Raw genomic sequence first — 20323 nt, 5'->3', positions numbered from 1 at the left:
TGGTGCCTCTGATGACGTGCGCCGCTGCCCGGGCTGTGCGGGCAGCAGCGGTAATCGTCTAGAGACGCATGGTCTGTCTGGCCAATCCTGGTCTGCACAGGGCCGGTATGGCCGCCGGGGGGTGGCGGTCACTGTGCGGCAGGCTCTCGAGAATGGCATCGGTGATGCGCTCGATGCTCTCTGTTTCCAGATCGTGATAACTGGGCAGGCAGAGCACTCGGGTGGCCACATCTTCGGCGACCGGCATGGGGGCGTGGGGTACCCACGGCAGGGTGTTCAGGCTCGGAGCAAAGTAGCGCCTGGGCGTGACATCGATCTCTGCCAGCCGCGTGACGGCGTCCAGCAGGGCCTGCTCGCTGGTGAACAGCACCGGGTAGTAGGCATGATTGCTGCGCGTCCCGGGGATGACCGCAGGACGCTGCAGACCACTGCCGGCGAGACGCTGATCGTAGGCTCTGGCGATATCAGCGCGACGTTCCAGGATGTCGTCGAGCCAGGGCAGGATGGTCAGTCCCATGGCGGCATGGACTTCGGAATTCTTGCCATTGATGCCTGTCAGCATGTAGCCGGCCTGGCCCACCTGGCCAAACTCTCGAGTAGAGCGCATGATCGCGGACAACTCGGCATCATTGGTGAAGATGCCGCCCCCCTCGATGGTGTGAAAGAGCTTGGTGGCATGGAAGCTGGTAATGCTGATATCGCCATGCTGGAAGATGCTGCGCCCCTGATAAAGGGTGCCAAAGCAGTGCGCCGCATCATAGATGACCTTCAGGTCGTAGCGATCGGCGATGGCTTTGATGGCGTGGACATCGCACGGGTTGCCATAGACATGAGTAGCCAGAATGGCCACGGTCCGCTCGGTCACGGCTGCCTCGATACGATCGGCATCGATGTTCAGGGTATCCGGGTCGATATCGACAAAGACCGGTGTAAAGCCTTCCCAGACAATACTGCTGAGCGTGGCCACGAAAGAGAAGGGCGTGGTGATTACTTCACCCTGCCGTGGAAGCGCCTTCAGGGCGAGCTGCAGGGCGATGGTGCCATTGGCAATGTAATGGAAGTGCCGAACGCCGGTCAGTGTCGTGATGCGCTGCTCGAACTCCTGCACCTGGGGGCCATTGTTGGTCCAGTGCCCGGCACGATAGATGCTGCCGATGCGTTCGAGATAGCTGCTCTCCGGCGGCATGAAAGGACGGGTAACGGGAATCATAGGGAACCCCCCATGGCCTGGTTGAGAACGACCGGCTGCATCATTGGCAGGTAGTCTTCCATGGCCTCCATCTCGGTGGCGCGGCTGTCGAAGATATCCAGCAGATATCGTCCGTAGTTGTTCTTCTTCAGGGCATCGCCCAGATGAAACAGCTGCTCGTCGCCAATCCATCGGTTGCGCCAGGCGATCTCTTCCAGACAGGCGATCTTGTAGCCCTGATTCTTCTCCAGCGTTTCCACGAACATCGAGGCTTCCAGCAACGACTCATGGGTGCCGGTATCCAGCCATGTATAGCCGCGCCCAAGTTGTTCCACGTTCAGGTCGCCGCGTTCCAGATAAGCCTGATTGACGCTGGTAATTTCCAGCTCACCACGGTGCGATGGGCGGACGGTTTCGGCAATCCCGATAACATCGTTGTCGTAGAAGTAAAGCCCGGTGACGGCATAATTGGACTTCGGATTCGTCGGTTTCTCTTCGATGGAAATGGCACGCTGATGGCGATCGAATTCGACGACACCGAAGCGCTCGGGATCCCGGACCTGATAGCCGAAAATGGTGGCGCCGTGATCTCGTCCGGCAGCCCGCATCAGTTTGGGACGCAGACCCTGACCGTAGAAGATGTTGTCACCAAGAATCAGGCAGACACTGTCGTTGCCGATAAAGCGCTTGCCAATGATGAACGCCTGGGCCAGACCATCCGGACTGGGTTGCACGGCATAGCTCAGATTGACGCCGAAGCGCTCGCCATCCCCCAGCAGATGACGGAAATTGCCCTGATCACGCTCGGTGGTGATGATCAGGATGTCGCGGATGCCGGCCAGCATCAGCACCGACAGCGGATAGTAGATCATCGGCTTGTCATGAACGGCCAGCAGCTGCTTGGAAGTGGCCAGTGTCAGCGGGTAGAGGCGCGTACCGCTGCCGCCTGCGAGAATGATCCCTTTCATCATGAATGCTCCTCTATTATGAGGCCCAGCCGCTCACGGTTGTATTTGCCGCTTTGCGCCGCTTGACACCACTGGCCGTTGGCGATGTACCACTGCACCGTCTTCAGCAGTCCGCTTTCGAAGGTTTCTCGTGGAGTCCAGCCAAGTTCCCGTCGAATCTTGCGGGCATTGATGGCGTACCGGACGTCGTGACCAGGACGGTCGTTGACATGGGTAATCAGATCCCGGAAATGAGTGACACCAGCCGGTCTTGTCGGGGCAATGTCTTCCAGGATGTCGCAAATACTGTGTACGACTTCGATGTTTTTCTTTTCGTTATTGCCACCGATGTTGTAGGTCTCTCCTACCCGCCCTTTTTCCACGACCTGTAGCAGAGCGCGGGCGTGATCCTCGACGAACAGCCAGTCACGCACCTGCTGGCCCTGGCCGTAAACCGGTAACGGTTTGCCTTCGAGGGCATTGAGAATGGTCAGTGGAATCAGTTTTTCAGGGAAATGGTATGGCCCGTAATTGTTGGAGCAATTGGTCAGCACCACGGGCAGGCCATAGGTACGATGCCAGGCCCTGACAAGATGATCGGAACCGGCCTTGCTGGCGGCATAGGGTGAGCTGGGTGCATAAGGCGTCGTTTCCTCGAAACCACTGCCTGTTTCCCCCAGGTCGCCATAGACTTCATCGGTAGAGATGTGATGAAAGCGGAAACCGGCACGTCGCTCGCTGGGTAGATGTCGCCAATAATGACGTGCCGCTTCAAGCAGGGTATGGGTCCCCATGATATTGGTTGTCATGAATTCGGCAGAGTTGTCGATAGAGCGATCGACATGCGATTCGGCAGCCAGATGCATGACAGCATCAGGTCGATAACGATTGAAAATGGCCGTCATGGCTGTCAGGTCACGAATGTCCCGCTGCTCGAAATGATGACGGTCGTTGCCCGCGATTTCACGCAGTGATGCAAGGTTTCCGGCATAAGTCAGCTTATCGACATTGATAACACGATTGGCTGTATCAAGGATAAGATGCCGTACCAATGCGGAGCCAATAAACCCCGCACCCCCTGTCACAATAATCGTTTTCACGAGGCGTGCCCTCACAATGTTTTTGAGGTGTTGTCGAGGGCAAATCTAGCGAAGAAAAATGTGTTCTATTGTGCCGCAGTGATTGCAATAAAGAGAAATCAAGGAACTCTGTTATAAAGTATGTATTTTTTTAAATCTCGTATCACTTGGGTCTCAAGACTCTTTTGGAAAAGGCTTAAAAGAAGGTAATACTTTTATTCAGGCTTTTATTTTGCATCATTATTCAACAATAAAAACCGCCTGATCGGTTGGCGGTCAGGCGGCAGTAATGACAAATTTTGATGAAGGCATTGAATGTCAGGTGTGTTGTTGTCGCCCCAGGAATTTCCTGAAAGTTGGGGTCGCCATAACATTCCTTGCAGCCTGCGGGCGTGTCTTGAGCCAGGTATAAAGGTTGGAGGCCAGCGGTGAAATGAACAGCAGCCTTGTTTTGGTGGGAAGGTGCACATTACTGTCGGAAAGCATGGGGCGAATGGTGGATAGCAGGTGTCTGATCGGCCCAAGAGAGCCGATATACCCCTGTCGGATATTGGTCATTATCTTGTAGTACAGCGCGCTCTGGCAGGCCAGCAGGATCATCATGTCTCGCGCATGACCACGCTGCTGGCGAGCAATGTCCAGATGAATGCCGATGATTCTGGCCACATCATCAATATCGCGCTGCGCCGGATTGCAGACCTGCCCCCCCAGGTTGATCCTGTAGGCAATCAGGGGGTCTTCGGTCGTAATGATGGTACGGGCACGCAGATAGAGCTGGGGCACCAGCATCATGTCTTCGTAGTGCAGATCCACCGGGAACTTCAGATCGTCGAACAGCGTACTGCGATAGATACGTGTCCAAACGTACCATTTCGATGCCACCATGATTTTTTCGAGCTGTTCCGGTCTCAGGGGGCCCCGGTAATTACCCAGCGGGTTGAACCTGACAAACCTGCCTTCGCGCTGCTCCGGTTCGAGCAGGCGCCTGTCTTCCAGGACATTGTATTCCAGCAGATCAAAGTCGGCCTGATCAGGATCGCCGATCAGTGACAAAACACTGTCATAGTAGTGATCCAGCCAGTAATCATCACCATCCAGGAAAGTGATATAAGGTGTGTCGGCTTTTGTAATCGCAATATTGCGTACGGCAGCGACACCTGCATTGGTCTGATCGATCACCGTAATACGCTGTCGATCACCTGTATTATAGCTGTCAACAAGATCGTTGATGCGCGCAAGCGTATCATCCCGGGAGCCATCATTAACAATGATGACCCTGACTCCATTATCCGTTTGTTGAATAACCGAATTGATCGTTCGTCGAATATAAGGGGCACTATTGTAAGCCGCAATGCCGACAGTCAACCATGGCTTCTGTTCTTCTGAAGGTGTACTCATTTCAGCCACCTATATTGTGATTTAGCGGCTATTATTGACTTATTCCAGTAATTGGCTGTGCTGGTATGGTCATTTTTGTAAGCTCTTTTTCAGCATGTTAACTCAGGTTTAAAAAGGCATGGGTTCCTTGATTAAATCAATGCATAAACAGGCAAGGTAAAAAAATGGATCGACAGCATGGGGCGCTGTCGATCCATGACGGACGAGGACAGAAGGATCAGCTTGCTTCAATGGCATGCTGGTGGGACAGGGGATTACTCTCAAGGTGACTGGTGCTCAGGCGCATCAGGCTATCGACGATGATCATGCCCACGTCGTTCTGCCAGAGCCAGAGGCCATTGGCCTGACCGGAGAAGCTGGGTTCACCGCCCAGGGCGCCACTGGGGACAAAGCCGGCTGCCAGGCCGATGCCGAAAAGGTTGTGAATCGACTGGCCGGTGCTGTCCAGTACCTGACACTGGCGGTTGACCATGGCTGGCCTGCCGGGCCCCTGCGCGGCCAGTTCAATGGCGCTGCCCAGAGGGCAGAACAGGGGAAGTGCGTGTGGCCGGTAGCCGAAGGCAGTAATGATGAGATCGGCCTGGTCCAGTATGTCCAATGCTCCGGGGTCATGAGCATTGTTCATTTTATAAAGGTGCAGCCGCGAATCGGGCTGTCGTCCGTTGATGCCCATCATGCGCAGTAACAGCTCACGCGATTCCAGTCGTAGCCCGCCCAGACGATAAACGAAGCCGCTTACCGGGCAGATATCGCTGTGGGTGAAGTCGGTAAAACCGTCGGCATGGGCAGCTTCCACGGAGGGATAAAAGGGACGCAGTGGACGACGATGCAGCAGGGTGATGCCGTTGTCGGCCAGCGGCAGGGCGGGTGTGGCGCGAAGCAGCAGATTGGCTGCGCTCATGGCACTGGTAGAGCCGCCCAGCACGGCAATACGAGGCGATCGACAATCCCTGAGGCGCTCACGCACGCGTTCGACGCCGCCCAGTTCGATAACTTCATCGGATTGCATCAGCCTGTTGCCGGCACGTGCCATTAGCTGATCGCCGGCAAAGCGTTCATGTGTCAGCCGCTCCAGAGGCTGATGACCTCCGGTAGCAATGACCACGCTTCGGCTCAGCAGGGTTCGTTCGCTGCCATCTGCCACGCGGCGCAGCCGGACGCACCAGAGCCCGTCACTGCGCTGTCGAGCGTCAATGGCTTCATGCCCGGTCAGCACGTCGCCCCCATGGTCTTCCACGATGCGATGGAGCCGCTGACCACACTCCCGCAGGAAGGGGCCGACCTGAGCGAGGGGGACCCCCATCGTGTCATCATGATGGGCGATTTGCCGGGCGGTGGGATGATCGATCAGCGCTGCCAGTTCGGGATAGGGGTTGTCCTTCACGGCGCTCAGGAAGGTAGCGGCGGTGGTATCGGAGGTAATGGCATACTGGCCCAGCCGACCGCCGCCAATGGCGGCCTCGCGCTCTACCATGACCAGCCCCGCGCGGGCCAGTTCGCACAGTTTTTTCTGTTTGGAAGCAGCGATCAGCAGTGCGGTACCAGCGGGGCCGCCGCCAATGATGATAGCAGTGTGAATGCGCTGGCCGGCAGGGGCCGTAGCAGACGATGTCGGGGACAGCGGATCATCATTGGCAGGTCGAAAGCTGGCACCGGCAATGGAATGAAACTCCAGACCGGCGGGGGACAGCAAGCCGGCTTGTGGAAACCAGCGGCGCATGTAATCAGGCATGACGGGTCCTCGTGATGTAGTTATCGGTCGGGTGAGCGAGCAGGCAGGCCAACGGAGTCATTCTTGGTCGGGGCTTAAGCGGTTACTTTGCAGAAGTGAACATTTCATTAAGGTTCGCTTGTATTAATTGTGCCGTGTGGCCCTTATCGAGCATTGCCTGCTCTGGCCGATCCCCGCTGTCAGCCGGTGCTGCCACCCTCCGTCCCGGCAGGATCAATGCTTACGGCTATCGCGAGTCATGGGGACGTTCGGCTACGCTCTGCGGATACTCAGGCAATTCGAGGAGCGCACGACGATGGCATTCACGATTCATCGCACGACTTGCTGGGACTGGCCGGTTATCGAGGTGCACGATGAGCACGGCTTGCGTCTGCGGCTGGCCGAGCGGGGCGCGACCCTGCTCGACCTGGTGCTGATCAGCCCGGAAGGGCAGCCCCTGCCGGTCATCGATGGTGCTCGCAGTGCGACCGAGCTGGCCGAGGGCAGTGGCGCCCGCAGTGCGATCATGGCGCCCTTCTCCAATCGTATCGCTCAGGGGCGCTATGGTTTTGATGGCCATGAACACCAGTTGCCCATCGTGGCGGGTGAGGGGCATGCCATGCACGGCGTAGTGCGCGGCATGGACTGGGAACTCTCCGAGCAGCATGCTGATGAGCACTCGGCACACATCATGCTGACCACTCGGGTGGGCGAGACCACCTTGCCCGGCTATCCCTTTGCGCTGCGTCTGAACTGTACCTTCACCCTGGATGAAAAGGGGTTGGAGTGGTCGCTGGTCACCGAGAATATCGGTGACCGTGAGGCGCCTTTCGGTTGCGGTTGGCACCCCTATTTCATTCCGCCCGGTGGCGCCGTCGACGATGCCCGGGTGGTGCTGCCCGCAACGCGTCGCGTAGTGACCGATGAAGGGCTGATTCCATTGAGCGGCGAGGCTGGTGAAACCGGACTTGAGAGTCGTACCCTGACGCTGGCAGGGCAGACGCTGGATCGGTGTTTTAGCGAGCTGGAACGCGACGATGACGGTTTCTGCCGTACCCGGCTGGAAGTCCCGCACAGTGCGCTGGCGCTGGTACTTGCTCAACCTTACGGCGCGGTACACGTCTTCACCGGCGATACGCTTGATAATCGACGGCGTCAGGCAGTGGCCATGGAGCCCACCGAATTCATCCCTGATGCCTTCAATCGCCCGGAGCTTGCCGAACAGCGGATTATCCAGCCCGGCCAGCGACGCGCCTTCGGTGCCCGAGTGACGCTGGAGGCACTGCCGGAGTCATTGCACCTGGGCGGCTGAACGCGATGCGGAGCGTGCCCGCTCATTCCTCCCGGTGTCGCTCATCCAGCTCCTGCCTGAGCTGGCGGGCACGATGGCCGGGACTGCGCTGGCGGCCGGTCAGCCACTGATAGGCCAGCGGTACGATGATCAGCGTCAGCAGGCCGGCGCTGGCGCAGCCAAAGAACAGCGTCACGCCCAGTCCCAGCCGGCTGTTGGCCCCCGGGCCGGTGGCCAGCAGCAGGGGCAGGGCGCCGGCCATGGTCGAGACCGAGGTCATCAGGATGGGGCGCAGTCGCGCTCGCGAGGCCTCGATCACGGCGTCGCTCAGGGCGTGACCGTGATCGCGCAGCTGATTGGCAAACTCGACGATGAGGATGCCGTTCTTGGCCGCCAACCCGATCAGGATCAGCAGTCCGATCTGGGCATAAAGACTCAGACTCTGGCCGAACACCACCAGCCCGGTGCTGGCACCGATCAGGCCGAGCGGTACGGTCAGCATCACCACCAGCGGGCTGAGCAGACTCTCGAACTGCGCGGCGAGTACCAGCCAGGTCACCAGCAGGGCGATGGTAAATACCAGCGCCAGATCCCGGCCAGCCTCGATCAGATCCTGTGAGGCGCCCTTGTAGTCCACCCGAGCGTTGTCCGGCAGTGCCTGCTCAACGGTCCCGCGCATGTGCTCGAGCACTTCGGAGAGCGCGTAGCCATCGGTGGTATTGGCAGAGAAGGTGATCGCTCGCAATCGGTTATAGCGGTTGAGCGTGCGTGAAACAGCGACTTCGCGGATATTGACCAGGTTATCCAGCCGCACCAGTTCGCCGCTGGCCGTGCGCACCCGCAGCTCGCCGATTGCCTCGGGGGTGAGGCGATCGTTGCGCTGGCCCTGCAGCAATACATCATAGGACTGGCCATCGCGTTCGAAGGTGGTCAGGGTTCGACCGCCGAAGAAGGTCTCCAGCGCCTCGCCGACGGTTTCGGCATTCACTCCCAGCTGGGCGGCGCGGGCGCGATCAAACCGCACTTCGAGCTGTGGAGTGCTCTCGACATAATCGCTCTGTAGCTCCTCCAGCCCGGGATAACGCTCCCATAGTGGCATCAGGATTTCCTGCCAGCGCTTGAGTGTTTCATAGGAGGGGCCACCGAGTACGAACTGGACCGGGGCGCCGTGACTGGAAGAGAGCCCTTCCGGCAGCCAGGTCGAAATCTGTAGCGGTGCAAAGTCGCTCAGCTGTTGGCGCAGCTTGCCAGCCACTTCACGGGTGGTGAGCCTGCGTTCATGCCAGGGCGCAAAACTGACGATCCAGCGGCCGACGTTGACGGCGCCTTCACTGTTACCGGGTGTAGGGACACGCATCAGCACGTTGCTGATGGCCGAATCGGGCAGGGCCGGGCCCATGGCCTCACCCATGGCGTGCATGCGTCTGACCATCTCCTCGAAATTGGTCCCCTCTTCGGCGCGGGCGTAAAGGCGCAGGCTGCCGCGGTCCTCATAGGGCTCATACTCACCCGGCAGGCTCAGGGTCAGGGCCACCGCGGTCAGGGTGATGGCCATGAAGCCGGCGCCGGCCAGCAGCGGCCGACTGCGCAAGCGTTGCAGCATCCCCGCGTAGCGCCTTTCCAGCGCGGCCAGCAGCCGATCGATGACGGGCTGACGACGGTTCGAGCGCTCGGGGAGCAAACGCAGCAGGCAGGAAGCCAGCATGGGGGTGAGGGTCAGCGAGACAAAAGTGGAGAAGGCGATGGTGGCCACAATGGTGACGGCAAATTCGGTAAACAGTCGGCCGGTTTGTCCGCTCATCAGGGTGATCGGCAGAAAGACGGCACTGAGCACCAGACTGGTGGCGAGAATGGCGAAGGCAACCTGCCGGGCGCCTCGCCAGGCGGCGACCAGCGGGGTGTCACCCGCCTCCAGGTGGCGCTGAATGTTTTCCACCATGACGATGGCATCATCTACCACCAGGCCGACCGCCAGCACCAGCGCCAGCAGGGTCAGCAGGTTGAGGCTGAAACCGAGCCACAACAGCACGATGCCGCTGGCCAGCAGCGAGACCGGGATCGCCACGGCCGCGACCAGCGCCGCCCGCCAGGAGCCGAGAAACGCGATGATAACGCCCACCACCATCAGTACCGCGATTGCGAGGGTCACGCTGACCTCATGCAGGGCGGCAGCAATGTAGCGGGTATCGTCATTGCGCACGTCGATCGACAGGCCTTCCGGCAGATCGTCTTTCAGCTCGTCGAGAACCCGATAAACGCCCTCGGCGATGGCCAGTGTATTGGCCGTGCTCTGGCGACTGATGGCGATCGCGACAATGGGGTTGCCATCATCCTCGAAGGCTTCGCGCAGGGTATCCGGCCCGAGGCGCACCCGGGCAATATCGTTCAGCGTAACCGTATCGGTGGCCTCGCCACGGTGAACGACCAGCGACTCGAAATCACGGCTGCGCTCGTAACCCGGCAGCAGGCGGACGCTGAACTCGCGGGTGGCAGATTCGATGCGTCCGCCCGGATACTCCACGTTCTCACGGGCCAGGGCATCGGCGACATCCTCGACAGTCACATCACGCGCGGCCATCGCCTGACGATCGAGTTCGATGCGCATGGTGGGCAGCTGCGCTCCCCACAGGCGTACCCGGGAAACGCCACTGATAGTCGAAAAGCGGTCGAGCAGGTAGCGATCGGCGTAGTCCGACAGCGCCATGGCGCTCATCGACTCCGCTTGCAGGGCCAGCACCATCAGGGTGTCGCTGCCCCCCTGATCCTTGCTGATCTCGGGGGGATCGGCCTGGTCAGGCAGGTTATCAACGATTCGACCGACCCGGTCGCGGACATCGTTGGCGGCGGTGTCGAGGTCGGTATCACTGGTAAAGATCAGTGAAATATCGGCCTCGCCATCCTCGCTTTCGGACTCGATGGTCCTGAGTCCCTCGATGCCGGAGACGGCATCTTCCACCCGCTGGGTAATGCGCGACTCCACGACCGCGGCCGAGGCGCCCGGGTAGCCGACCTCGACGGTGACCTCGGGCTCCTCGATGGCAGGATATTCGCGAATCGGCAGTTCCAGAAACGCAAGTACACCGAACAGGACCAGCAGCGTGGAGGCCACGGCCGTGGCGACCGGACGCTGGACAGCCAGATCGGCCAGTTTCATGGATGCGCCCCGATCGGCTCATCACCGGCCTCGAACAGCGCAGCGGTATCACTGCCGGCATCCTCATCCAGCGTGACACGCCGGCCATCGCCGAGCTGGCGCTGGCCGCTGACCACGATCCGATCACCCGGCTTGAGTATGCCGCCATTCTCGGCCGACACGGCAGCCCAGCCGGGACGACGCTGGCGTACCGTGACCGGCAGCCGCTCAACGCGTATGCCGTCATCGTCAGCCGCTGCCAGCCGGTAGAGCGACGTCTGCAGATTTTCTCCCACCAGAGCACTCTCCGGGACAATCAGTTGGCGTTCGGCGGGCGTTTCGATGGCGATATGCAGTAACATGCCCGGACGTAGCCGACCTTCGGCATTGTCGAAACGGGCGCGTGCCATGAGGCTGCGCGTGCCGGCTTCAAGGCGGGTGCGGATGGCACTGATGTGGCCGGTAAAGGTCGTGTCCGGCCAGGCGACCGAGGTGGCGGTGACCGACATCCCGGTGGCCAGTCTTGAAAGTGTCTTTTCCGGCAGGGGGACATCGGCATGGACCCGGTCGATGCGATCCAGTGTTGCCAGCTGCTCGCCGGGGGTCACCAGCTGACCCGGCGACACGTCCCGCAGTCCCATCACGCCATCCACTGGCGCACGGATGGCGCGATCATCAAGCGCCTGTTCCAGCCGTGCTACATCAACACGTGCCGTTTCACGGCGGGTACGCAGCTCATCGAGTCGCTGAGAGGCGACCGAGCCGCGACGCACCAGGGGTTCGATGCGGTCATATTCCCGTTCGGCTTCTTCCAGCGCCACGCGCGCAGCACGCAGCTCGAAGTGCTCGGTGCGATCATCCAGGGCTATCAGCAGCTCGCCCTTGCTGACCCGATCCCCGCTTTCGAACAACACTTCATCGACACGTTCGGTCACCAGTGAAGCCAGTGACAGGGCATCGCGGGCCTGAATGCTACCCATGCCTTCAAGGCGATCGCTGATGGCACGCTCGATGACACTGGCTACACCAACCGGTGCTGGCGCGGGGCTGGCTGCCTGTTGAGAGACCTGCGGGCGCAGCAACCACCAGCCGAGTGCTACTGACATGCCCAGCAACAATAGCGCCACCAGCCAGGTACGGGGTTGGCGAAAATCATGGGAAGGGTCGGTCATACCGGCTCTTGAATGGGGGCAGGAGAACTTCATCGAGAATGGCAAGACTGGCCCGGCTTTGCGAGTCTTGCCGGTTCAAGCCGGTTTAAGCTCGTTCGGTTCGAGAGGATCGAAAGCGCCCGGTGATTTTATTCACTTCCCCTCCTGCGCGGGAGGATTATGCTGACCGGGAGTACCACCGTCGGGTGGTTCAACAAGGGTCCTGATCAGGTCGAAGGAGCAGACTCATGACACGCATTCTGGTGCTGTATTACTCCATGTACGGTCACATTGAAACGATGGCGCAGGCCGTGGCGGAAGGCGCGCGTAGCGTCGACGGCTGTGAGGTCGTGATCAAGCGTGTGCCGGAAACCATGGACGAGCAGGCCTTCAAACAGGCGGGCGGCAAGACAGAACAGAGCGCACCGGTGGCATCGCCTGGCGAGCTGGCCGATTATGATGCCATCATCCTCGGTACGCCGACCCGTTACGGCAATATGGCCGGCCAGATGCGTACCTTCCTCGATCAGACCGGGCAGCTCTGGGCCCAGGGCAAGTTGCGCGGCAAGGTGGCCAGTGTGTTTACCTCGACCGGTACCGGTGGTGGGGAAGAGATGACCATTACCTCCAGCTGGACCACGCTGGCCCACCACGGCATGGTGATCGTGCCGATCGGCTACGGTGTTCAGGAGCAGTTCGATATTTCGCAGGTCAGCGGTGGCACCCCCTATGGTGCCTCGACCATCGCCGGCGGTGACGGCTCTCGTCAGCCCAGTGAGCGTGAGCTGAAGATTGCCCGCTTCCAGGGGGAATACGTGGCCGGTTTTGCGAGCAAGCTCAGCAGCTGATCGCGCATCACGACCATGAATGGAACGGGCCCGGCACTTCAGTGCCGGGCCCGTTCCATTCTGTGCAGATGATTCTGAAAAAGGCGAACTCAGCGCTTGTTCAGTTTGGTCATGCGCAGATAGGGCTTCTTGGCCTCCCAGCCCTGCGGGAAAAGCTTTTTCGCGTCCTCATCGGAGAGCGAGGGCACGATGATGACATCGTCACCGTCGTTCCAGTTGACCGGCGTGGCCACCTTTTCGTTGTCGGTCAGTTGCAGACTGTCCAGCACCCGCAGGATCTCCTGGAAGTTGCGACCGGCGCTGGCGGGGTAGGTCAGGGTCAGCCGGACCTTCTTGTCGGGATCGATAACGAAGACAGAGCGCACCGTCAGGGTAGAGTTGGCATTGGGGTGAATCATGCCGTATTTCTCGCTGACGCTGCGATCGGCATCCGCCACCAGCGGGAAATTCAGCCCGCAACCCTGGGTTTCTTCAATGTCACCCTTCCAGGCATGGTGATCTTCGACCGGATCCACCGACAGACCGATGGCTTTGGTATTGCGCTTGTCGAATTCCGGCTTGAGTCGGGCGACTTCTCCCAGCTCGGTCGTGCAGACCGGCGTGAAATCGGCCGGATGCGAAAACAGGATGCCCCAGCTGTTACCCAGCCATTCATGGAAGTGGATCGTGCCCTCGGTACTCTCCTGGGTAAAGTCCGGGGCGGTATCGCCAAGTTGCAGCGCCATGCGAAAACTCCTGTCAGTGCGTGGGTGAGTCATCCGTTGGCTCGATGTTTCCCGATGGAGACATCATAAGCCTCCGGGCATTCCTTGCCTGATAGTGACGATTTTGGCTGCGCAAGCCAAACAACAAGTTTGAATAAGAGTCTGGCAATTCGGGTATAAAAAACAGCCTGCTCAGTCCTCTTCGCTATAACGAACGAAGGCGCGCCGGCTGTCGGGCACTCTGACCCGCTCTCCCAACTTCAGCCCCTTGTGGGTATCACGTGGGCTGGTGTCATCCGGTTGAATGCCGATCACGCGTGCAATGGAAGTCTCGGCATCCGGCCGCTCGAGCACTTCCATGCGCACACTGGCGCCTTCGTAACGCGCCGTGATGATGCTGCCCTTTTCGGGTTTCTGCTTGAGGAACCAGAGATCACTGTAATGTTCCTGTACGCCCTCGTGACCTGGCGTTTCCCAATTGACTTCACGTACTTCACTCATGTCGCTCATGCCGTTTCACCGTGATGCAAAGTCCCGGTTTCCATTCTAGCAGTTGCCTGGCGGTCTTGATGATGCGCTTTGCTCAAGCGAATGCTCGATAAGTCGATACCGGTCTAACAGTATTTTCTGATTTACCGGGAGGAGGCATGGGAAAGTTTGCAGGCGTTCTGGTGATACTGCTGCTGGTGGCCACGCCGTCCCTGGCGATGGCGTGCCCCGAGCCCACGGCGCTCAAGGCAGATGATAATGCACTTGCCGAACGTATCGCCCAATGGGATGAGGCGTATTACCAGCATGGCCAGCGCCTCGTCAGCGATGGCGTCTATGACAGTGCCCGCCGGCAACTGGCTTGTCTCCATCAGTCCAGGGCGGGCACGCTGCGGCCAAATGACGGCGTTACGCACCCTTTTGTGCACACCGGGCTCGAGAAATTACCCGATCGCGCCGCCATGGCCCACTGGATCGATGCGCATCGCGAGCGCTCGCTGTGGGTACAGCCCAAGGTAGATGGCGTGGCGGTGACCCTGATCTACAGGGATCACCGGCTGGTGCAGGCGATCAGCCGGGGGGACGGGGTCACCGGCCACGATTGGACGTCTCAGGTGCAGGCACTATCGCATGTTGTTCAGCATCTGCCCGATGATGCTCCGGCGCAGCTGGTGCTTCAGGGCGAACTCTATCTGCGTTTGAGTCACCATCTGCAGGCTGAGCAGGGGAGTGTCAGGGCGCGCAGCATCGCGGCCGGACTGCTTCAGAGAACCCACCTTTCGACCCGTGCAGGCGAACGCATCGGTTTCTTTGCCTGGGGCTGGCCTGAAGGGCCGGCAGAGCTGCCTCGGCGCAATGCATTGCTGAAACAGTGGGGATTTACCGGTGTAGCGGCCCTGAGCCAGCCAGTGGCCTCCGTGAAGGAAGTTGCCAGGTGGCGACAACACTGGTTTCACACGCCACTGCCATTTGCCAGCGATGGCATTGTTGTTCGTCAGAGTCGCCGCCCTGAGGGTCAGCTGTGGCAACCCGAGCCTCCCGGCTGGGTGGTGGCATGGAAGTATCCGGCCAGTGAAGTGCTGGCTACGGTGAAGCGGGTCGAATTTCATATCGGGCGTACCGGTCGGATGACCCCGGTGCTGGCACTGGCACCGGTACAGCTCGACGACCGACAGGTCACGGCCGTCAGTGTCGGCTCGATGGCACGCTGGCGCAGGCTGGATATTCGTCCTGGTGATCAGGTGCGCATTGCCCTGGCCGGGCTGACCATTCCTCGCCTGGAGGGGCGTGAAATAGCCGTGCAGCCACGGCCGACGCTGCAGGTGCCCGATGAACGGAAATACGATCGGCTGAGCTGTTTGAACCTGATACCGGGTTGTCGGCAGCAGTTTCTCGCACGACTGACCTGGCTGGGGGGGCCTCATGGCCTGGATTTGCACGGCATTGGTGAGGGCAGTTGGCAGGCCATGGTGGATGCCGGCCTGATTCATGGGCTACTGGATTGGCTGACACTTGAGCCCGAGCAGTTGGCGGCATTACCGGGCGTTGGTGAAGCACGCGCTCGTCAGTGGCAGCAGCAGTTCCAGCAGACGCTGCGTCAGAGTGATCGTCGCTGGCTGAAGGCGCTGGGTATACCGTCGCTGCCGAAGGAGGTCTGGTCATCCGAAGCCCCCGTGACCTTTGATCAGCTGGCCGCGCGCTCTGCCCGGCAATGGCAGCAGTTCCCCGGTATTGGCGCGGTTCATGCAGGACAGCTTGTGCGCTTTTTTACGTCTGTACACATTCGGTCACTGTGGCAACAAATACGTCATCCCGAACGTCAGCCGAATGAGGCCTGATGAGGTCATGCCCGAGCGATGGCTAATACCGGTTTGAGAAGTTGAGTAGCCCGTCACTGGCGGATTTCAATAAGGAAACGCTGTTTTTGAAACATGCCAGGGATGATGCCTTTGTGTGACGATAACCATACTTTGGGGTATATACTTTCTGTTACATGACGACTAAGGTAGCAGTGCATGTTGTCATGCTTCTGACATCATGACACTCATGCAAGGGCCAGCGACTGGTTGGCTGCGATCATGAAGATGGACCTCAGACTTCATCGCAGTGCAGTAACCGGGTCGAACAAGAGCCACAGGATTAAACAAACGGGCAGCGTCGTCAGCGACGCGATATGCAGGAGCTGCAGGGGTGCAGCGACGTGTCAGGGAATGAGCCTGCGATCAGTCCCGCCCCGCGTGTATCGCCATACGAGCGATAGCGATCCAGGAGAGCAGACATGACACTGTTAATGATTGGTGGTACCGCCTACGCACTGCTGATGTTGTTTGTCGTTGGCGCCATGATGGTTTCCGGTCGGGCTTCCGATCGCGAAGAGCTGCAGCGCCAGACGGTGCAGGTCCCGGCGACCAGCGAAGCCGGTCAGATGAAACTGAAGGTGGCTCCGCAGCAGCATCCACATCCGCAGCAGCACGCTGCCTGATCTGTCCCTGCACAAGCTGCAGGACATGAAAAACGCCGCCGGCTATCCGGCGGCGTTTTCGTTTGTAGCGCTGCTGTCCGAGTAGCCGCCCGGGCCACGACCCGGGCGGTCTGCAGCCTTACTTGCGAGCGCGCTTGCGCTCGTTTTCGGTCAGCTGCTTCTTGCGCAGACGAACATGCTCAGGCGTGATTTCGACCAGTTCGTCATCATCGATGAACTCGATCGCCTGCTCGAGGCTGAAGCGGATCGGCGGTGTCAGCACGATGTTTTCATCGCTGCCCGAGGCGCGCATGTTATCGAGCTTCTTGCCCTTGGTCGGATTGACGACCATGTCATCGGCGCGGTTGTTGATACCGACCAGCATGCCCTCGTAGACCTCGGTGCCCTGCTCGATGATCAGCTTGCCGCGATCCTGCAGGGTGAACAGGGCATACGCCAGGGCCTTTCCGGAGACCATGGAGACCAGAACACCGTTGCGGCGTTCAATGGTGGCATCCGGCTTGAGAGCGCCGTAATGATCGAAACGGCTGGTCAGGATGCCGGTGCCGGACGTCAGGGTCAGAAACTGACCACGGAAGCCGATCAGTCCGCGTGACGGGATGATGAAGTCCAGTCGAACGCGACCCTTGCCATCCGGGTTCATGTTGGTCATCTCGCCCTTGCGGTAGCCGAGCTCCTCCATGATGGCGCCCTGGTGCTGCTCTTCGCAGTCGATGATGACTTCTTCGTAGGGCTCCTGCTGCTCACCATCGATTTCACGAATGATGACCTCGGGACGGCCTACGGCCAGCTCGTAGCCCTCACGGCGCATGGCTTCGATCAGCACCGACAGATGCAGCTCGCCGCGACCGGATACCTTGAACTTCTCGGGGGATTCACCCTGTTCGACGCGCAGCGCCACGTTGTGAATCAGTTCGCGCTCGAGACGTTCCTTGATATTACGGCTGGTCACGAACTTGCCTTCGCGTCCGGCGAAAGGAGAGTCGTTGACCTGGAAGGTCATCGAGACGGTAGGCTCATCCACGGTCAGAGCCGGCAGGGCCTCGACATTATTGGGATCGCAGAGCGTATCGGAGATCGCCAGATCGTCGATACCGGTAATACAGACAATGTCACCAGCGCTGACGGCATCTGCCTGCATGCGCTCCAGACCCATGTGGGTCATGACCTGGCCGATCTTGCCGCGTCGGGTTGCGCCGTCGCGGGAGACCACGGTGACCTGCTGACCGGGACGAACACTGCCGCGCTTGACGCGTCCCAGACCGATGACGCCGACATAGCTGTTGTAGTCCAGTGCCGAAATCTGCATCTGGAAAGGACCATCGAGTTCGACGGTCGGCGGCTCGACGATATCGACGATGGACTGGAACATGGGCGTCATGTCCTCGGCCATTTCATCCGGTTCCATACCGGCCACGCCGTTGAGTGCCGAGCAGTAGATGATCGGGAAGTCGAGCTGATCCTCGGTAGCGCCGAGGTTGTCGAACAGATCGAAAATCTGGTCAATGACCCAGTCGGGACGGGCGCCGGGACGGTCAATCTTGTTGACGACCACGATGGGCTTGAGCCCCTGAGCAAATGCCTTCTGGGTCACGAAGCGGGTCTGCGGCATGGGACCGTCGACAGCATCCACCATCAGCAGCACCGAATCGACCATCGACATGACACGCTCGACCTCACCGCCAAAATCGGCGTGGCCAGGGGTGTCGACGATATTGATGTGATAGTCGTGCCAGCTGATCGCGGTATTCTTTGCCAGGATGGTAATGCCGCGTTCCTTCTCCTGGTCGTTGGAATCCATGATCCGCTCCTGGTTTTCCGCCTTGCGGTCCAGGGTACCGGATTGCTGCAACAGCTTATCGACCAGTGTGGTCTTGCCGTGGTCAACGTGAGCGATGATGGCGATATTGCGAAGCTTGCTGATATCGCCGGCGATGTCCTGACTGGTCATGGATAATCACCCGAAAGTGGAAACACGCGTTCACCTTCTTCGACGATGTACGCCGAATGGATGACGTGTGGAAATTTGCGCGCATTGTAGCGACTCACGGGCGTGACGAATAGCTGCTGGAGGCTTCAAACGAAAGAAGAACATAAAAAGCGGGCTCCCGGGCAGAGAGGACTGCTGTCACGCTCTGTTGTGGTGCATGCACCCATAAGGTGCATCACAAGAGTGCAATACGAAGGTCGGGCGCATTCCATGGCACGCCGCAGAACTGCGCTTCATTCGTTTGAGAAGAGTGAATTTGTTTTATAAAACATGAAGATATCCCAATGGCAGGCGCGATGCCGAAGCGGTTGGCACGCTGCATGCATTATTTGGGGACAGGACACGACCTGTATGCACTACAGGTGAGCGTGTTACAACGACAATCCGAGAAGATGTTTACCGATCCCGAGCCGTCACGCTCATAACGGAGGACCATCATGTCAGAGAAAACACTTGCCCTGATCGAGGAAAACGACGTCAGGTGGGTTGATCTGCGCTTTACCGATACCCGAGGCAAGGAGCAGCACGTCACCATTCCTGCACGCAGTGTCGATGAAGAGTTCTTCGAGACCGGCCAGATGTTCGACGGCTCCTCCATCGATGGCTGGAAGGGGATCAATGAGTCCGACATGATCCTGTTGCCGGAAGACGGCACGGCCTACCTCGATCCGTTTACCGAGGACCCGACGCTGGTGCTGCGCTGCGACATCATCGAGCCGGCGACCATGCAGGGTTATGAGCGTGATCCGCGCTCCATCGCCAAGCGTGCCGAAGCGTATCTCAAGAGCACCGGCCTGGGGGATACCGCCTTTTTCGGTCCCGAGCCCGAGTTCTTCATCTTTGATGAGGTCCATTTCAAGACCGACCTGCGTGGCTCCTACTATCGGATCTCCTCCGAAGAGGGCGCCTGGGCGACCGATGAAGCCTTCGAAGGCGGCAACATGGGTCACCGGCCGCGCGTCAAGGGCGGATACTTCCCGGTACCGCCGGTCGACTCCTTCCACGATATCCGCAGTGCCATGTGCACCACGCTGGAATCCGTGGGCCAGGGCGTCGAAGTGCACCACCACGAGGTCGCCAACGCCGGTCAGAATGAAATCGGGGTCAAGTTCAACACCCTCGTGCAGAAGTGCGATGAGGTGCAGACCCTGAAGTATGTGATCCACAACGTGGCGCATGCCTATGGCAAGACGGCCACGTTCATGCCCAAGCCGATGAACGGTGACAACGGTTCCGGTATGCACGTTCACCAGTCCTTCTGGAAGGACGGCGAGAACATGTTCGCCGGCGACGGTTATGCAGGGCTTTCCGAAACGGCGCTGTACTACATCGGCGGCATCATCAAGCATGCTCGTGCGCTGAATGCCTTCACCAACCCCTCGACCAACTCCTACAAGCGTCTGGTGCCGGGCTTCGAAGCGCCGGTCATGCTGGCCTACAGTGCCCGCAACCGTAGCGCCTCGTTGCGTATTCCGTATACGTCGAGCCCCAAGGCCAAGCGTGTCGAGACCCGTTTCCCGGATCCGGCGGCCAACCCCTATCTTGCCTTTGCCGCCATGCTGATGGCAGGCATCGATGGAATCCGCAACAAGATCCATCCCGGCGATGCCATGGACAAGAACCTCTATGACCTGCCGCCGGAAGAGGGCAAATCGGTGCCCACCGTGGCCAGCAGCCTGGACCAGGCACTCGAGGCGCTGAAGGAAGATCATGACTTTTTGACTGAAGGTGGTGTGTTCAGCGAGGACATGATCGAGGCCTACATCGAACTCAAGATGGAAGAAGTCACGGCAGTGCGCATGGCGCCGACGCCGGTCGAGTTCGAGCTTTACTACAGCGTCTGAATCGATGACCGAGCCGCCTCGGCGGTTCGGATATGTCGGATAGGGAAACGCCCCGCGCAATGCGGGG

Annotated in this window: 15 protein-coding genes; 5 read left to right on the top strand and 10 right to left on the bottom strand. The window is 59.5% G+C overall.

Translation table 11 applies throughout. The annotated features are described in order from the left end of the window. Positions 1-58: 58 nt before the first annotated feature. The 5 genes from FY550_RS15515 to FY550_RS15495 form a co-directional block, all read right to left on the bottom strand. Complete coding sequence (locus FY550_RS15515; protein ID WP_070979748.1) at positions 59-1210, bottom strand: DegT/DnrJ/EryC1/StrS family aminotransferase; 1152 nt, start codon at positions 1208-1210, stop codon at positions 59-61. Beyond that, positions 1207-2157, bottom strand: a complete 951-nt coding sequence (gene rfbA, locus FY550_RS15510; RefSeq protein WP_084388188.1) for a glucose-1-phosphate thymidylyltransferase RfbA — start codon at positions 2155-2157, stop codon at positions 1207-1209. The genes FY550_RS15515 and rfbA overlap by 4 nt, the downstream gene beginning before the upstream one ends. After that, on the bottom strand, positions 2157-3236 hold the full coding sequence (rfbB, locus tag FY550_RS15505; RefSeq protein WP_070979746.1) for a dTDP-glucose 4,6-dehydratase: 1080 nt from the start codon (positions 3234-3236) through the stop codon (positions 2157-2159). Before rfbB ends, rfbA begins: the two co-directional genes overlap by 1 nt. A 297-nt stretch (positions 3237-3533) precedes the next feature. Beyond that, on the bottom strand, positions 3534-4613 hold the full coding sequence (locus FY550_RS15500) for a glycosyltransferase family A protein (RefSeq protein WP_084388187.1): 1080 nt from the start codon (positions 4611-4613) through the stop codon (positions 3534-3536). A gap of 217 nt (positions 4614-4830) precedes the next feature. Beyond that, a complete protein-coding gene (locus tag FY550_RS15495) occupies positions 4831-6345 on the bottom strand; it encodes an FAD-dependent oxidoreductase (protein WP_070979741.1) in 1515 nt (504 codons plus the stop codon). 295 nt (positions 6346-6640) lie between these two features. On the opposite strand from FY550_RS15495, the gene FY550_RS15490 reads away from it, so the two are divergent. Next, positions 6641-7636, top strand: a complete 996-nt coding sequence (locus FY550_RS15490) for an aldose 1-epimerase (RefSeq protein WP_070979739.1) — start codon at positions 6641-6643, stop codon at positions 7634-7636. 22 nt (positions 7637-7658) lie between these two features. Here the strand turns inward: FY550_RS15490 and FY550_RS15485 are convergent, their stop codons facing one another. Both FY550_RS15485 and FY550_RS15480 read right to left on the bottom strand, forming a co-directional pair. Beyond that, entirely contained in the window at positions 7659-10769 is a 3111-nt protein-coding gene (locus tag FY550_RS15485) for an efflux RND transporter permease subunit (RefSeq protein ID WP_070979737.1), read from the bottom strand. After that, complete coding sequence (locus FY550_RS15480) at positions 10766-11920, bottom strand: efflux RND transporter periplasmic adaptor subunit (protein WP_070979735.1); 1155 nt, start codon at positions 11918-11920, stop codon at positions 10766-10768. Before FY550_RS15480 ends, FY550_RS15485 begins: the two co-directional genes overlap by 4 nt. Positions 11921-12147: 227 nt before the next feature. Here FY550_RS15480 and wrbA point away from each other — a divergent pair, with 227 nt between their 5' ends. Further along, complete coding sequence (gene wrbA / locus FY550_RS15475) at positions 12148-12747, top strand: NAD(P)H:quinone oxidoreductase (protein ID WP_070979732.1); 600 nt, start codon at positions 12148-12150, stop codon at positions 12745-12747. Between the two features lie 89 nt (positions 12748-12836). Here wrbA and FY550_RS15470 read toward each other — a convergent pair whose 3' ends face one another. After that, positions 12837-13472 carry a peroxiredoxin gene (locus FY550_RS15470; RefSeq protein ID WP_070979730.1) on the bottom strand — a complete coding sequence of 212 codons (636 nt, stop codon included), beginning with the start codon at positions 13470-13472 and terminating at the stop codon, positions 12837-12839. Between the two features lie 171 nt (positions 13473-13643). Next, entirely contained in the window at positions 13644-13961 is a 318-nt protein-coding gene (locus FY550_RS15465; protein WP_139148728.1) for a hypothetical protein, read from the bottom strand. 137 nt (positions 13962-14098) lie between these two features. On the opposite strand from FY550_RS15465, the gene ligB reads away from it, so the two are divergent. Then, positions 14099-15778 (top strand): NAD-dependent DNA ligase LigB, encoded by a 1680-nt coding sequence (gene ligB / locus FY550_RS15460; RefSeq protein ID WP_070979725.1) that lies wholly within the window; start codon positions 14099-14101, stop codon positions 15776-15778. 440 nt (positions 15779-16218) lie between these two features. After that, positions 16219-16422 (top strand): hypothetical protein, encoded by a 204-nt coding sequence (locus FY550_RS15455; protein WP_070979722.1) that lies wholly within the window; start codon positions 16219-16221, stop codon positions 16420-16422. A gap of 118 nt (positions 16423-16540) precedes the next feature. Here FY550_RS15455 and typA read toward each other — a convergent pair whose 3' ends face one another. After that, a complete protein-coding gene (gene typA / locus FY550_RS15450) occupies positions 16541-18373 on the bottom strand; it encodes a translational GTPase TypA (protein WP_070979720.1) in 1833 nt (610 codons plus the stop codon). A 476-nt stretch (positions 18374-18849) separates the two neighbouring features. Here typA and glnA point away from each other — a divergent pair, with 476 nt between their 5' ends. Further along, positions 18850-20256, top strand: coding sequence for a glutamate--ammonia ligase (gene glnA, locus FY550_RS15445; protein WP_070979718.1), 1407 nt, complete (start codon positions 18850-18852; stop codon positions 20254-20256). Positions 20257-20323: the final 67 nt, after the last annotated feature.

This window comes from Kushneria phosphatilytica (assembly GCF_008247605.1).
Taxonomy (GTDB): Bacteria; Pseudomonadota; Gammaproteobacteria; order Pseudomonadales; family Halomonadaceae; genus Kushneria; species Kushneria phosphatilytica.
This window is presented reverse-complemented; position numbering and strand designations above follow the sequence as displayed.